This window comes from Mesorhizobium sp. L103C131B0 (assembly GCF_000502275.1).
Taxonomy (GTDB): domain Bacteria; phylum Pseudomonadota; class Alphaproteobacteria; order Rhizobiales; family Rhizobiaceae; genus Mesorhizobium.
Window position 1 is genome coordinate 1 of record NZ_AYXC01000009.1, and the last position, 14,323, is coordinate 14,323.

Below are 14,323 nucleotides of genomic sequence, written 5' to 3' on the forward strand. Positions count from 1 at the left end.
ACCGTAGCGCCGACACTGGCGGTGGTGCCGCTGGTGCCGCCGACCGTTGCGCCGACATTGGCGCCCTTGCTGCCGCCGACCGAGACGCCGACGCCAAGCCCGCCGCCACTGCCGCCGACCGAGACGCCCACCCCACCGCTGCCGCCGATGCCTACACTGAGCCCGCCCGCGCCAGCCGGAAAGCACAAAGCCACGGCAACAGCGCCACCGGCCAAGGCCTTTGTTAAACTTTTAAAGAAATCCATAATGACGCTCCCCGTGTTGGTTGCCTGTACGCAGGTTGAACAGCATCCGTTACCAATATGATTACGCGAGTGTAGCGTTTTTAGTTTCTGCGAGAATAGGTAGTATTGGAAATCGTTGTTATGGCTGCTTGCGGCGATCGGAATATATATTTTGGAATTGGCGGAAAAAATCGAGGATTTGCGGTTAGACTCGGAACCTTAGACAGGCAGGACGAGTGCTCGCATGCGGGAATTTGCCGGGCGCATGCCTCAGGCCGTCTTGCGAAGCCGCTTCCCTAGGCTGCGGTGGAGAATGGACCCTCGAGAATGGGCTCGTGCTGGGGAAAGGGGACGACCCAAGAAACCCGCGACGATCTCCACCGATGTCGGGCGCGTTGTGCGTCACATCGTTCCGCTGCTCGCAGTCGACGGCGTCAGCGCTACCCTTGCGGGCATACCTTCGCCCCGTTTGGCGTTTCTGCCCTTTGGATCGGATGGCGATCGTCCGCTGGCGTTTCGAATCTCTTCAACTTACGCCGAGTTTCGCAAATCCACTTTCATCCCGGCTAACGTTCGAAGGGTTCGCCAAGCGAGGCGACACCGTTCAGCCTGAGCAAGCGGCGGTCCGCCGAGATGACACCGAGCACGACGATCGTAACGAGATAGGGAAGGCTGGAAAGCAGTTGCGATGGCAAGTCCAGACCGGTCGCCTGGGCGGCGAGGCTCATCAGCGAAACCGCGCCGAAGAGGCAGGCACCCAGGAAGATGCGGCCAGCGAGCCACGTACCAAAGACAACGAGTGCGATCGCGATCCAGCCACGTCCGGCAATCATACCGTCCGCCCAAAGGGGCGTGTACACCGCCGCCGCATAGGCGCCGGCAAAACCCGCCATCATGCCACCAAAAGCTATGGCCGCGACACGGATAGCGATGACCGGATAGCCGATGGCGTGGGCTGCCTTGGGATTCTCGCCGATTGCCCTCACGACAAGGCCGACTCTCGTATAGGCAAACATCGCCCAGATCGCAAACGTCACGGCAAGGGAAAGCCATACGACGACGTCCTGGACAAACAGCCTGCCGACTACCGGGATTTCCGAGAGGCCGGGAAAGACAAGTTTCGGGAGCCCCTTCACCGTCAAGCTCTCGTAGCTTTTGCCGAACAGCGCCGAAAGGCCTTGGCCGAGAATGCCGATCGCAAGGCCTGTCGCGACCTGGTTTGCCCGGAATCCGAGTGCCAGCACTGCAAAGACGAGGGACAGGACGGCGCTACCGAGGCCGGCGGCAACGAACCCCAGCAGGTGTCCACCGCCGTGGTAGACGACGATGAACGCGAGCACCGCGCCGAGGGCCATCAGGCCCTCTACGCCGAGGTTAAGAACACCGGCGCGCTCGACCACCAACTCGCCGAGTGCGGCAAGGAGAAAGGGGGTTGCCGCTGCGAGCATGCCCGAAATAATGAACTCGACGGCGTTCATGGCTGGCTCAGGTGATGGGGGCGGCGCCACTCGATGCGGTAGCGCACGAAGGCCACAGCGCCGAGATAGGCGAGCAGCAAGCTGCCTTGGAAGACGCGGACGGCGGCGATCGGCAGGTTTGCCGACACCATCGCATTGTCGCCGCCGATATAGAGGACAGCCATAAAGAGCGCGGAAAAGATGATGCCGACTGGATGCAAGCCGCCGAGATAGGCGACAATGATGGCCGCATAACCGTAGCCGGTCGAGATCGAGCGCTGCAGCTGGCCGAGCGGACCCGCGACTTCCGCCGCGCCTGCCAGTCCCGCCGCCATGCCACCGATCAGAAGCGACAGCCAAATCGCACGCCCTTCGCTGAAGCCGGCGTAACCGGCCGCGCGCGGGGCAAGGCCGCCGACCTTGAGCTTATACCCCATGAAGCTTCGCTGCATGAAAACCCAGGCCACCAGCGAGAGCGCAAGTGTGATGAGCAGCGAGACGTTGACGCGGGTACCGGTGATCAGGGTCGGCACCATCGCGTCGTTCTGAAACATGACGGATTGTGGGAAATTGAAGCCGGCCGGGTCCTTCCATGGGCCGAGCAGCAGGTAGTTGAGGACTTGCGCCGCAACGAGGCTCAGCATCAAGGAGACCAGGATCTCGTTCGCATTGAGCCTGACGCGCCAGAAGGCGGTGATAGATGCCCAAAGTGCACCGCCGAGGGCACCGAGAAGCAGCATCAGCGGCCAGATCCACTGCCCGGTCGCCTGCGGAAACCAGACGGGGATCGCCGAGGCGAAAATAGCGCCCAGGATAAACTGGCCCTCCGCGCCGATGTTGAACACTTTTGCGCGGAAACCGATCGCCAGCCCCTGAGCAATGAGGAGAAGGGGCCCCGCCTTCAGCAGCACCTCCGCAAACGATGCCCAGGAGAGGAACGGCTCGAGAAGCATCGCGTACAGGACGGCCGCCGGATCTCGGCCTATCAGCACATAAAGGCCCAGATTGAGGATGATCGCCATGCCAAGCGCGACAGCCGGGGCCAGCATGGCCGCGACGAGCGAGGCATGCTCCCGGCGGACGAGCGCGGGGAGGAACGGCGCGGCCCAAACGCTCATGCAGGAACCTTCTCTGGCGAGGCATGTGCTCCTATCATGTATCTGCCGATGTCTTCGGGGCGCGTGTCCCGCGTGACCAGAGGCGGACTCAGCATTCCATGATGGAGCACCTGGATCAAATCGCAGAGTTCGAAAAGTTCCTCGAGTTCCTCGGAAATTACGAGGATCGCCACGCCCAGGTTGCGCAACGCGATGAGCCGCCTTCTGATGGCGGATGCAGCGCCAATGTCTACACCCCAGGTCGGCTGCGCCACGAAAAGCAGTTTTGGCGACAGCATCATCTCGCGACCGACGATGAATTTCTGCAAGTTGCCGCCGGACAGCGAGCCCGCTTCGGCATCCGGGCCGGAGGCGCGGACGTCGTACCGACGGATGCATTCGCTGGTGAAAGCCGTCGCTCCGGCGCTGTTGATGAGGCCGCGCCTCACGAGATCGAAAGGATGGGCGGTAAGAACGGTGTTGAGCACGAGCGACATTTCAGGGACCGCGCCGCGTCCCAGCCGGTCTTCGGGCACGAAGGCGAAGCCAAATCTCCTGCGCGCGGCCGCATCGAGTGTGCCTACGTCGCGGCCCATCATGTAGATCCGGTCGCGTTGTTCCTTCAGCAGCATCGCTTCGCCCGAGATGAGCGCGGCAAGCTCGCCTTGGCCATTGCCCGATATTCCGGCTATGCCAAGGATCTCGCCTGATCGTACCGTGAGGCTGATGCCGGAGAGCGGCGTGGCAAAGGGGTCGTCCGGCGTGTAGTCCATGTCGATTATTTCCAGCCGCTTCTCCCCCTCGGGCATGGCCAACGCGGGCATCACCTCGGGCATGTCGCGGCCGATCATCATCCGGGCGAGGTCGTGCGCATCATAGTCGCGCGGGTCGACGGTGCCGATAACGCGCCCTCCACGCAAGACCGTCGCCTGGTCACAGATCGTGCGAATTTCCTCCAGTTTGTGGGAGATGAACAGGATGGACACGCCGCGGTCGCGAAGGCGCCTGAGCGTGTCGAACAGCTTCTTCACCGCCTGCGGCGGCAAGACCGAGGTCGGCTCGTCGAGAATGAGCAGCTTCGGGTCCGTCATCAGGCAGCGGATGATCTCCACCCGCTGCCGTTCGCCGACCGAGAGCGCGTGCACATCGGCGAGAGGATCTACTTCAAGGCCAAAATCCTGGCCGAGGCTGCGGATGCGCCCGGCCAGCTCCGCCTTGCCGCCGGGGACGACGAGCTGGATGTTCTCGACGACAGTCAGCGTCTCGAACAGCGAGAAATGCTGAAAGACCATGCCGATGCCCCTGCGCCGTGCCTCAGCCGGCGAGGCAAGGCGCAGAGGCTCTCCGTTCCAGACGACGGTGCCTTCGTCCGGCTGTTCAACGCCATAGATGAGCTTCATCAGCGTCGATTTGCCCGCCCCATTCTCCCCGAGGATCGCATGGATCGATTGGGGCGCCACGTCCAGATCGATGGCTTCGTTAGCCCGGATCTGGCCGTAGCTCTTCGAGATGCCGCGGAGCGACAGAAGGGGCGGGGTCATGACTTACTTCGGCAGTGGTGTGGTGACACCCTTGACGTGCCAGTCCATCGCGACGATCTCGGGATCCGCTATCGTCGCACCGGCGGCGGCGGCTTCGCTGCCGTCGGCCTTGGTGATTGGACCTGTGAAGGGCGAGAAGCTGCCGTCGGCGATCCTCGCCGCCACTTCCTTGATCTTCGTCATCGTGTCGGCTGGGATATCTGAGTTCCAGTCCACGACCTCCACCACCTTTTCCGCGACGCCGAGGAAGGTGTTGGCGCCCTTGAAAGTTCCGGCGAGATGGGCATCCACGGAAGCCTTGAAGAAGGGCGACCAGTCCGTCGCGATGCAGCCGAGATATTTCTTCGGTGCATATTTCTTCATCGACGAATTGAGGTTGAACGCATAGACGCCAGCCTCCTCGCAGGCCGAGATCACGGAGGGTGTGTCCTGCGCGTTCGAGAAGATCACGTCGCAGTTCTGTGCCATCAGCGCCTTGGCGGCTTCCTGTTCCTTGGCCGGGTCGAACCAGGAGTTCACCCAGACGACCGATACCTCGACATCGGGATTTACAGTCTGTGCGCCGAGCGTGAATGCGTTGATCGAGGTGATCAGCTCCGGAATGGCGAAGGCCGAGACGGAGCCGAGCTTGCCGGTCTTGGAAAGAGCTGCGGCGGCTATGCCGAGCAGGTAAGTGCCCTGGAAATACTTCGCCGCGAAGGGCGAGAAATTCGGCGCGGTCTGGAAGCCGGAGGCATGCAGCACGGTGACCCCAGGATCGCGGCGGGCGATCTGTAGTGCACCATTCTGGTAGCCGAATGAGCCGGCGATCAGGAACTTGTTACCGTCGGCGACGGTCTTGTTCATGATCCGGTCGGCGTCCGGCCCTTCGGCGATGTTCTCGATGACGGTGATCTTCACCTTGTCGCCGTAGGCGGCCTTGACCGGCTCGAGGCCGGCGGCGAGCGCATGGCCCCAGCCGACATCGCCGACCGGCGACGGGAGCACGAGCGTGATACCGAGCGGCTCGTCGGCCGCAAAGGCGGGACGGCTGCCAAGCGCGCCGGCAAGCCCTGTCGCGGCAAGGCCCTTCATCAGAGTTCTGCGGGTCAGATAGTTCAGCATGTCAGTTCCCCTGTCTTAAGTTGTTAGAATTCCACCGCGGCAAAGGCGGCTTCCGCGTCCGCAGCAAGCCGGGCCTCGTTCAGCCCGGTAAACGCACCCTTCTCCCAGACGATGCGGCCGTTGATCATGGTCATGTCGGTGGGCATGCCGATACCGACCTTGGCGATCAGGCTCAATGGATCGTGGCGCGTGCCGACATAATCCATGCGGCGCGTGTCGATCGCGAAGAGGTCGGCGGCCATGCCGGGCGACAGTCGGCCGATGTCATTGCGGCCCAGAAGCGCGGCCCCGCCCGTTGTCGCATAGCCGAGGAAATCGACCGGCGCAGGCACGGGATGAGCGCGCGTCGAGGCCGCCAGGCATTGCAGCATGTAGGCGGAATGGATGCAGTGCATGAGGTTGGAATTGTCGTTCGAGGCAGCACCGTCGCAGCCGAGACCGACGCGCAGGCCAAAGGCGGACATGGCGGGAATATCAGTCACCTCCGCGCCCACCAGATAGACCGGCTCAGGGCAATGCGAGACACCGGTGCCGCTCGCCGCCATCAGCCGCAGTTCGTCATGCGTCAGCTCCCAGCAATGGGCATAGAAAGTGTCTCGGCCGGCAAATCCGAGGTCCTCGAGATAGTCCACCGTACGCATGCCATGGCGGGCCTCGATGATCGGGCTTTCGCCCTCGCCGACATGGGTGTGCATCCGCACCCCGCGATCACGCGCCAGCGAAACCGATTCCACGAAGGTCTCGCGGTAGCAGTTGACCGGCTGGCAGGGAGCGACCACGACCTGACGCATGCTGAAGGGACTGGTGTCGTGATAAGTGTCGATGAGGCGTGCGCAGTCGGCAATGAATTCGTCCGTGGTCTCCAGCATCTCGTCTGGAATGGTCGAGCCTTCCGATTTTGGCAGCGTGTTGCCGCCGCGGCCGGCATGGAAACGCATGCCGAGAAGATCGGCCGCTTCGAACTGCCGGTCGATGAGCCGTTTTCCGGCATGGCGCGGAAAATTGTACTGGTGGTCGAAGGCCGTCGTGCAACCGTGCTTTATCATCTCTGCCATCGCCGTGATCGAGGCGTGGTAGAAACAATCCTCGTTGAGCCGGGAGAAGATCGGATAGATCCGGTCGAGCCATTCGATGACCGACAGCTTCGTCCAGTCGAGTTCGGCACGGTTGCGCACAAAGCACTGAAAGAAGTGATGGTGCGTGTTGACGAGGCCGGGATAGACGAACCAGCCGTCGGCGTCCTGCACGATAGTACCGGCCGGCAACTCGCTTCTGTGCAGGCCTTGCCCGATTGCCTCGATCTGCGGGCCATTCGTCAGCACATCGACATTGCGCCGGACGCTCGGACCCCTGCCCTCGTCGGTGATGACCGCTGCGCAATTCTTCAGGAGATAGCCGGTCACCTCACGCCTCGTCCAGCATGGGTCGCGGTTCGGGCTTCAACTCGTGCAGCCGGTGGATACCGGGCATTTCGATGAAATTGTCGAGGCTGCGGAGCGCTCGCGACCAGAGCCGGATCGTGGGATACGGATCGAGGGAAACGCCGCCGTCGGGCGCGAGCGCGACGTAGGGAAAGCAAGCAATGTCGGCAATCGTCGGCCGGTCGGATGCGAGAAACCGATCGCCACGCATTTTTTGTTCGAAGAGGCCGGCTTCCAGCTCACGTAGTGCCGCTATGCCATTGGCCTGAAGCGCACCGATGTCACCGGGACGCAGCAGCATCTCATGCAGGCGCGCGCCGCCGAGGTTGGCGGTCAGCCTGTGCGAGAAGGAAAGCCATTGCTGGATGCGCGCCGTCTCCTCGGGGGCGCCGCTGCCGAGCCAGGCCGGTGCTGCCTTCGCGGCGAGATAGCCAAGCATGGCGGAAGACTCGGTCAGGATCAGGTCGCCGTCTTCAAGGATCGGGATGGAGCCTCCCGGATTAAGCGCCATAAGCTCGGGGCCACGATGCTCGGCGCCGGGATGGAAGTCGACCGGGCGGATTTCGAGCTTCACACCTGACAGCGTCGCCATCAGGCGCACCTTGTAGCAACTTGGGGAGAGGATGTAGTCGTAAAGCTTCATTGTGCCACCAATTGCGCGCCGTAGGTATAATTGTGGCGCTTCAGCCAGCGGCGATAGGCGACCGAGGTCAGGTCGGCGCGCGTCGGGATTTCCATGCCGGGATCGAGCGGCAAAAGACGCGGGATCTGGTTTTCGAGGATCGAGCGGTCCTGCAGGAAAATCGTCTGCTGGAAATGGATGAGGTCGGTCTGTGGCGTCTCGTCATCAAAAAGCGCCATCCACGGCCAGACGTCGCAGAGATCCTCGGCAAGCGGCTGGACGAATAGCGCAATCACATCCCATTCGCCCGGGCGCGGCGGGCAGGTCTTGTAGAGGACTGAGCAGGTCGGAGCCGGCACGCGGTACATGTATTCCGTCGTGATACCTCCGCTCGCGGATTTCGCCGCCTGCGGCTGGTAGAACTTCACCTGGGTCGCCCAGACCTCATCCTCTTCCTCGCGGATATCGACCTTGTAGTTTTCGACCTCGGTATGTGGCTCCGAGCCGAGGATGTCGGTATGGACGAAGGGGAAGTGTGCGATGTCGAGGAAGTTCTCGACGGCGCGGAGCGGCGAGCAGCGCACCCGCACCACGCCGACATCGACGAAGCGGCGCCCGGGCTGGTCTGCCTCGGGAATCGGAAAGACCGGTTTCTTCGGTTCGCCGAGCGACGACCAGATATGGCCATAGCGCACCGAAACCGGCAGCACGCGCCCGTTTTCGCCTGTCACTTTCGCCGCGCCATTGGCGTCGAGCGCAACCTTGATCCGCTCGTCCATCAGGGTGGTCTCGCGCCCATAGCGGTCGAGCCGGCTGAAAAGCCCGACCGGATACCATTCGTCGCGCATCGCATCGTCGATCATGGCACAGCCCCTTTCGCCTCGATCCCTTCGGCCATGCGCCGAAGGCTCTCGGCGGCTCGCGAGGCGGCGATGCGCTCGGACGCATCGCAATCGGCTGGAACAAGGACGTGGATCAGCGTCTCGCCGGCTTCCCGCGGGATAGGCAGCAGGCGAATTGCCGGCGCGCCGGGTGCCTGCCAGACGTATCCTTCAACGGTGGCCTTCGTACCGGCAGCGACCGAGAGCGCCGAATGTCCGGCACGGGCCGTCAATGAACGGAGCGGCACGTAACCCTCAAAAAGGGGTGGGTTGCCATCAGGCTCTCCATCAGCGACCCAGATGATCCCGCCGGCCTCTTCGACCAACCGGGTCGCAACGCGAATCGTCTCCGGCGGCGTGAGGCTGGGATGGGCAGGAATGCGCAGGCACTGACCGGCCTGCGAATAGGTCCAGCCGTGATAGATGCAGGAGAGCGCCTCGCCGCGCACGAAGCCATGGGAGAGGCGCATGCCGCGATGCGGACAGCGATCCGCCGATGCCGCCAAGCGCCCCGATTGGCTTCGCCAGAGGGCAATGGGACCGGCGGGCGTCCGCGCCGGCATTACCTGTCCTGTTGGCAGATCCTGGGTAAGGGCGACCGGCACCCAGGTGTCCGTCTTGTCGGACAGCATGACCTTACTTTCCGTACTGATACTACTGTTTCCCGACCAGAGAGATGCCGGCGCAAGGAGTTGGCGAACCGCTCGATGCGGCTGACGTATGCATAATTATTTCGCAATTGCAATATTGATTAAATTAAGTGCAAACGGAGGGTAACCACACGCAAAGCTATATGTTTTTTTGCTCGACAGGCGCGCGGTCGACCGTCTCGACCCAGACTTCAATGGGCCCAAGCGAACATCCCATCTCCATCATGTCGATCAGTTCCGCCGCACCGGCAATATCGAGTTCGATGCGATCGGTGCTTGCATGAGCGATGTGGTGCGCGAGACCGAGCTTGGCCGCATGGCGCATGATCCAGGGCAGGAAGGACGCGGGTTCGAGGTGGCCGCGAATGGTCATCCGCTCATGCAAGCGGTGTTGACTTTGCTTCATCACGAACGGAACGCGCGCCTTGGTGTCATGGTCGGCAGCATAGCGTCTGACTGAACGGGCGGAAGTGGTAATCGACGCGCCATGACGCCGAATATGGACTGATCGCCCATGCCTACACCGGGCACTCATGCATGTCGCCCAGAAGTGAGCCGCGGTTCTGGGACAACGACATGCATTAAAACAAAGACTTCAAGCGGGTCGCATGGATCCGTTCAGCGTGACGCGCTTTAGGGTTATCTGAGCTATTGTAATACATCGGTAGATTGGCGCACCCGACAGGATTCGAACCTGTGACCTCTGCCTTCGGAGGGCAGCGCTCTATCCAGCTGAGCTACGGGTGCCTTCAAGGAACCTGAAAACGAACCAGCCGATAGGCCGGCCAGCCACGGCTTCTTAGCGGAAGCCGCGCCGGGCTTCAACGGGCAATTGGCGTGGCGATATTTTCGAAGCCACGTCGCGCGGCTTGGCAACTTCGCGTCCGCCCTGCAGCCTCAGCCCGGGACTCACCCCGCCACCTCCACCTTCGCCACCCGCCTGCGCACCCTGCGCGGCGCCCGCTTCGCCTTCTTCGCGCCGGTCAGTTCGTGCATCGCATCCAGCTGCATCTGCTGCATTTCGGCCAGCCGCGTCCATTGGCGCGAGATCAGATAGTCGAGCTTTTCGTGCAAATGGCGCACTTCCAGCTCGGCTTTCAGGTTCACCCGGTAGTCGTTGAACGAGCGCAGGCGGTCCTTGGCCTCCGTCCGTCTCTGGCTCATCATGATGATCGGCGCCTGGATGGCGGCGATACAGGAGAGCAGCAGGTTGAGCAGGATGAAGGGGTAGGGGTCGAAGGCGCTGCTCACGCCCGCGATCAAATTGATGCCGATCCACACCGCAAGCACGCTGCCGAACGAGATCAGGAACCACCAGCTGCCGCCGAAAGCCGCCATGTTGTCGGAGACGCGGTCGGCGAACGAGCGGTGCTCCTCGAACTCCTCTTCCGAGTTTTCCGAAATCGTGTCCTGCCTGGCGATCGATTCGACCACCTGGCGGTCGAGCTCGGAGAATTCGCCATGCTCCTGCTGCAGCAGCTCCTCCATGTAGCGCATGCGGTAACGGCCGAGCTCCTCCCGGCTGATGCGGGCGCCGCGCGGCAGGTCGGGATGATCGGAGCGGATGCGGTCGGCCAGGCTCGGCCTGAGGTCGTCGATGCGCACCAGGTCACGCTTGCGAAACTTTCTACCTGATATCGCCGACGGTTTTCGCTTCGGCTTCAGGCGGCCATGGGGTTCGGAGTCCGGCACATCGGGCGCTTCCAGCGCCTCGTCGGCAACCAGTTCGGCGTCGTGGGCGGGCGGCGCCTCGAAATACTCGCCGCCGCTGTCGTTTTCATTGTCGGCCTGTTCGGATGGTTTTGGGCTCATGATGCCGGCTCCTGCTGTCGCGCCCACGATACGCCAAGGCGAGGCGGCATAGCCACTGTGGCGGTGAAGATTGGGGGCTTGTGCATGCTTGTGATGAATGCCTGCTGCAATTGCCTGTGGCAGCGCAGCCCCCCGGGGCCTCGCTCGCCTGCTGCTCGGCAACCAGACCGCCGAAGTGCTGTTGCCGACGGAGGTCGCGCCTGCTGCAGAGTTAAGATGAGGCAGCGATCCTTCACGACCCCCCTCTGTCCTGCCGGACATCTCCCCCTCAAGGGGGGAGATCAGATGTCGCCATGGCTTCGCCAAACACGAAAAAGAGGCGAGACGCCGAAGCTGCTAATCTCCCCACTTGAGGGGGAGATGGCCGGCAGGCCAGAGGGGGGTGCTGTCCCGCCGGCGTTTCAGAGTTCCTCCACCCAACGACGGGTTCTATTGCGGCGGTAAACCAGGCAACTGCGACCCCTGCGCCGGCAAACCAGGCGGCGGCAGGCCGGGCGACGCGGCCGGCTGATCTCCCGCAAACATCAGCCGCGTCTTCGTATCGGCCATGGCGGGCGACAGACTGCGCTGGATCAGCGCTTCGACATGGTCGTTGCGCTGCCTAGCGCTGTCGGCGCCCATCACCACCACGATCAGATGCCGGCCGTCGGCATTGTAGGACGTGACGATATTGTAACCGGATGCCCTGATATAGCCGGTCTTGATGCCGTCGACGCCGCGCACCCGGCCGAGCATGTCGTTGTGGCCGCGCACCAGCCGGCCGCGGAACATGAAGTCGCTTTCGGAGAAATAGTGGAACTGCTGCGGGAAGCGGGCGCGCAGCGCCATCCCCAGCGTCGCCATGTCGCGCGCCGATGTGTGCTGGCCATCGTCGGGCAGGCCGGAGGCATTGCGGAAGACGGTGCTGCTCATGCCGATCTGGCGCGCCTTGGACGTCATCATGGCGGCGAACTGGTCCTCCGAGCCGCCGAGATATTCGCCCACCGCCACCGCCACGTCATTGGCCGACTTGACCACGATCGCCCGGATCGCCGAATCGACATCGATGCTCTCGCCGCGCTTGAAGCGCAATTTGGTCGGCGGCTGCCGGGCGGCATTGTCGGAGACCGGAATCTGCGTTTCCTTCGAGACGCGGCCGGACTCCAGCGCCTCGAACAGCAGGTACAGCGTCATCATCTTGGTCAGCGACGCCGGATAGCGTTGCGCCCTCGAACTGACTTCGAACAGCGTTTTGCCACTGCCGGCATCGACGACGATGGCCGCATATTTCTCCTGCGGCGCCGGCACCGCCAGCACGCTGTCGGGCGGTGCGGTGGTGCTGCAGCCGGCCACGAAGACAAGCAGCAGGAGGGCTGCGAGAAATTTCTGGGCGGGGGAGGGGAAATGGAAATTTGGCAAGTCAAGTCCGGCGTTGCTGAGAGGGCCGGAACCTAGCCTAACCCATTTTGTTCGTCCATTTGGTTAACGGCGGAGCTGCCGATGACGCTGCCAATCTCCCCCGCAAGGGGGGAGATCAGATGTCGCTTCGGCTTCGCCAACCATCGGCGCTGAAACGGCAACCTCCCGAAATCGCCTGCTTCCTGTCCTGTTTTGCCTGCGGGGTCGCGGTGCTGCTATAGAGGCGGCAATTGCTTGGGGGATTTGACAATGACCGGTGACATCGGCGCGGCTGCGCCATCTCTTATCAGGGCTTCGCTCAGCCGCACCGGCAAATGGGCCGGCAGCGTCGCTTTCATCGGCGGCGCCGCATCCGACATCCTCAATCCGCTGGCGCCGTTCGCCGCCTATATCGCGCTGGTCGCTTCGGTTGCCGCCGCCGTCATCGCCATTGCCATCGTTCTGCGGCTGGTGCTGGCCGCCAAGGCGCTGCCGGCGCTGATCTTTGCCACCAGCGCTGCCGCCGTCGCCGGCGGCGTCTATGGCCTGCAGCAGCAGTCCAATTCGCAGAACGGTGTGATCGCCGGCCTGGTGCCGGCCATCGCCCAGTTGCAGCAGCAGATGGGCATCGTCTCGGCCAGGGTGGCCAGGATCGAGCAAACGGTAACCGAGACGAAGCTGGCGGTCGACCAGGTCAAGCAATCGACCGACGCGGTGGCGAAGATGACCGAGGAAATTGCGTCGACCCAGCAGCAGCAGGCTGAGCAGGGCGCGCAGACGCAAAAGTCGGTAGAGGCGGTCAAGCAGACGACCGAAACGCTCGCTGCCGGCCAGCAGAAACAGGCCGAGCAGGCGGATAAGCTTCAGGCGACCACCGAGCAGATCGCCGCCTCGATCGACACCATCGCCAAGGGCTTTGCCGCATTGGCCGCGCAGGGCGGGACGATCGCCGAGCCGAAGCGGCCGGACGAATTCTATCACAATGCCCGCGTCTACGAGCTTTCCGGCGACATGCTGAATGCGCGGCGCTCCTATCTCGCTTTCGCCGGTTTCGACGTCGACGCCGTCGATCCCTACACACGCTTCGCCACCCTGCTGCGCGTGCAGGACGGCAAGGCCGGCGCCCGCGAAGTGTTCGGCGCCCTGGCCGACAAGGCCAAGGCGCTGTCGATCAAGCTGGTCCATATCCTGCAGTTCGACGATGCCCAGCGTCTCGACAAGCTCAACGCCTTCATCGCCGCCAATCCGGATTTCGCACCGGCCTATTACCTGCTCGCGCAGGAGTTTTCCGAGGATCGCCTCGGCGTCCAGTCGCTGTCCGACAAGCGCAGCGAGGCCGAGGCGCTGACCAGGTTCGTCTCCTATGAAAAGGAAGGCGGGCTGCTCAAATATTTCGTCGACCAGACGCAGCTCGCCGACTGGCTCGACCGCAGCCGTACCCGCCTGACGGCGCTTGGCGACGTGCTCGACCCAGCACGCTTTGCCCCGACGCTGACGCCGATGCGCTCCAATGCCGGCTGGACGATCTCCATCTCGCTGCCCGAGGCCGCGACCGGCATTTCCTGGCGCATGGGTGTGTCAGGTCCGTTCACCGACACCGGGCTGATGGCGATGAACGACCAGCGCACCGGCAAGCCGATGCCCAATCCGAGCTTCGAATTGCCCGACAGCACCACGGCCACCACCATCGGGGTCAAGTATCTCGATCTCAGGGGCCGCGAGACCGGGCCGTTCAACATAAGTTTCGATCCGGACGCAGCGCTGCAACAGGGCAACAAACAGATCCTCGACCAGTTCTGGACGTCGTGGATCGCCTTCGACGCCAGCGGCAATCACGGCCTGGTCTATTTCTCCCAGATGCTGTCGTTCCGCTGCGGCATCAAGGAGGTGCGCTACAGCCTGAACGGCACGGCGCTCGACAGGGAGATCAAGCTGCCGCCTTGCGACAAGAAGGACCCGTACGCCATTCCTTATGACTACCAGCCTTACTTCAAGGTCCCCGAGAACGTGACATCGATGGCGGTGCAGGTCACCTACACCGATGGCACCAAGTCGCCGGTGCGCGAGTATAAGCGGCAGTAGGCGCCCACCCTCCCCCATGTGGGGAGGGTCGATCCGCGTAGCGGATCGGGGTGGG

At 63.0% G+C, this 14,323-nt stretch carries 13 protein-coding genes and 1 tRNA gene; 1 reads left to right on the forward strand and 13 read right to left on the reverse strand.

Annotated elements, in window-relative coordinates; translation table 11 throughout:
- The 13 genes from X730_RS148425 to X730_RS148365 form a co-directional block, all read right to left on the reverse strand.
- On the reverse strand, nucleotides 1–245 hold a 245-nt coding region (locus X730_RS148425; RefSeq protein WP_032910105.1), incomplete at its 3' end, for a hypothetical protein.
- A gap of 545 nt (nucleotides 246–790) precedes the next feature.
- A complete protein-coding gene (locus X730_RS148420) occupies nucleotides 791–1,702 on the reverse strand; it encodes an ABC transporter permease (protein WP_023734807.1) in 912 nt (303 codons plus the stop codon).
- On the reverse strand, nucleotides 1,699–2,799 hold the full coding sequence (locus tag X730_RS148415; RefSeq protein WP_023734808.1) for an ABC transporter permease: 1,101 nt from the start codon (nucleotides 2,797–2,799) through the stop codon (nucleotides 1,699–1,701). The genes X730_RS148420 and X730_RS148415 overlap by 4 nt, the downstream gene beginning before the upstream one ends.
- Complete coding sequence (locus tag X730_RS148410) at nucleotides 2,796–4,319, reverse strand: ABC transporter ATP-binding protein (protein WP_023826615.1); 1,524 nt, start codon at nucleotides 4,317–4,319, stop codon at nucleotides 2,796–2,798. Before X730_RS148410 ends, X730_RS148415 begins: the two co-directional genes overlap by 4 nt.
- Before the next feature lie 3 nt (nucleotides 4,320–4,322).
- Nucleotides 4,323–5,420: a BMP family ABC transporter substrate-binding protein gene (locus X730_RS148405; RefSeq protein ID WP_196813867.1), complete on the reverse strand. Its 1,098-nt coding sequence runs from the start codon at nucleotides 5,418–5,420 to the stop codon at nucleotides 4,323–4,325.
- A gap of 26 nt (nucleotides 5,421–5,446) precedes the next feature.
- A complete protein-coding gene (locus tag X730_RS148400; protein ID WP_023689144.1) occupies nucleotides 5,447–6,826 on the reverse strand; it encodes an amidohydrolase in 1,380 nt (459 codons plus the stop codon).
- Between the two features lies 1 nt (nucleotide 6,827).
- Nucleotides 6,828–7,487, reverse strand: a complete 660-nt coding sequence (locus tag X730_RS148395; RefSeq protein WP_023699368.1) for a glutathione S-transferase family protein — start codon at nucleotides 7,485–7,487, stop codon at nucleotides 6,828–6,830.
- On the reverse strand, nucleotides 7,484–8,329 hold the full coding sequence (locus X730_RS148390) for an aromatic ring-hydroxylating dioxygenase subunit alpha (protein WP_023699367.1): 846 nt from the start codon (nucleotides 8,327–8,329) through the stop codon (nucleotides 7,484–7,486). Before X730_RS148390 ends, X730_RS148395 begins: the two co-directional genes overlap by 4 nt.
- Nucleotides 8,326–8,979, reverse strand: coding sequence for a Rieske 2Fe-2S domain-containing protein (locus X730_RS148385; RefSeq protein WP_023714514.1), 654 nt, complete (start codon nucleotides 8,977–8,979; stop codon nucleotides 8,326–8,328). The genes X730_RS148390 and X730_RS148385 overlap by 4 nt, the downstream gene beginning before the upstream one ends.
- Before the next feature lie 157 nt (nucleotides 8,980–9,136).
- Nucleotides 9,137–9,370, reverse strand: coding sequence for an acylphosphatase (locus X730_RS148380; RefSeq protein WP_023822906.1), 234 nt, complete (start codon nucleotides 9,368–9,370; stop codon nucleotides 9,137–9,139).
- A 297-nt stretch (nucleotides 9,371–9,667) separates the two neighbouring features.
- Nucleotides 9,668–9,744: transfer RNA gene (locus tag X730_RS148375), tRNA-Arg, on the reverse strand.
- Nucleotides 9,745–9,906: 162 nt separating this feature from the next.
- Nucleotides 9,907–10,809, reverse strand: coding sequence for a DUF1003 domain-containing protein (locus X730_RS148370; protein WP_023703727.1), 903 nt, complete (start codon nucleotides 10,807–10,809; stop codon nucleotides 9,907–9,909).
- A gap of 429 nt (nucleotides 10,810–11,238) precedes the next feature.
- The gene (locus tag X730_RS148365) at nucleotides 11,239–12,207 is read right to left on the reverse strand and encodes a D-alanyl-D-alanine carboxypeptidase family protein (RefSeq protein ID WP_023689149.1); all 969 of its coding nucleotides are present in this window, start codon (nucleotides 12,205–12,207) and stop codon (nucleotides 11,239–11,241) included.
- 249 nt (nucleotides 12,208–12,456) lie between these two features.
- Here X730_RS148365 and X730_RS0133920 point away from each other — a divergent pair, with 249 nt between their 5' ends.
- Nucleotides 12,457–14,268, forward strand: a complete 1,812-nt coding sequence (locus tag X730_RS0133920; protein ID WP_031197072.1) for a chemotaxis protein — start codon at nucleotides 12,457–12,459, stop codon at nucleotides 14,266–14,268.
- The last annotated feature ends 55 nt before the right edge of the window (nucleotides 14,269–14,323 follow it).

Bases quoted from the DNA above. Each gene is read 5' to 3' on its own strand.
- X730_RS148420 (WP_023734807.1), bottom strand. From the start codon at position 1,702: ATGAACGCCGTCGAGTTCATTATTTCGGGCATGCTCGCAGCGGCAACC.
- X730_RS148415 (WP_023734808.1), bottom strand. From the start codon at position 2,799: ATGAGCGTTTGGGCCGCGCCGTTCCTCCCCGCGCTCGTCCGCCGGGAG.
- X730_RS148410 (WP_023826615.1), bottom strand. From the start codon at position 4,319: ATGACCCCGCCCCTTCTGTCGCTCCGCGGCATCTCGAAGAGCTACGGC.
- X730_RS148395 (WP_023699368.1), bottom strand. From the start codon at position 7,487: ATGAAGCTTTACGACTACATCCTCTCCCCAAGTTGCTACAAGGTGCGC.
- X730_RS148390 (WP_023699367.1), bottom strand. From the start codon at position 8,329: ATGATCGACGATGCGATGCGCGACGAATGGTATCCGGTCGGGCTTTTC.
- X730_RS148385 (WP_023714514.1), bottom strand. From the start codon at position 8,979: ATGCTGTCCGACAAGACGGACACCTGGGTGCCGGTCGCCCTTACCCAG.
- X730_RS148380 (WP_023822906.1), bottom strand. From the start codon at position 9,370: ATGACCATTCGCGGCCACCTCGAACCCGCGTCCTTCCTGCCCTGGATC.
- X730_RS148370 (WP_023703727.1), bottom strand. From the start codon at position 10,809: ATGAGCCCAAAACCATCCGAACAGGCCGACAATGAAAACGACAGCGGC.
- X730_RS0133920 (WP_031197072.1), top strand. From the start codon at position 12,457: ATGACCGGTGACATCGGCGCGGCTGCGCCATCTCTTATCAGGGCTTCG.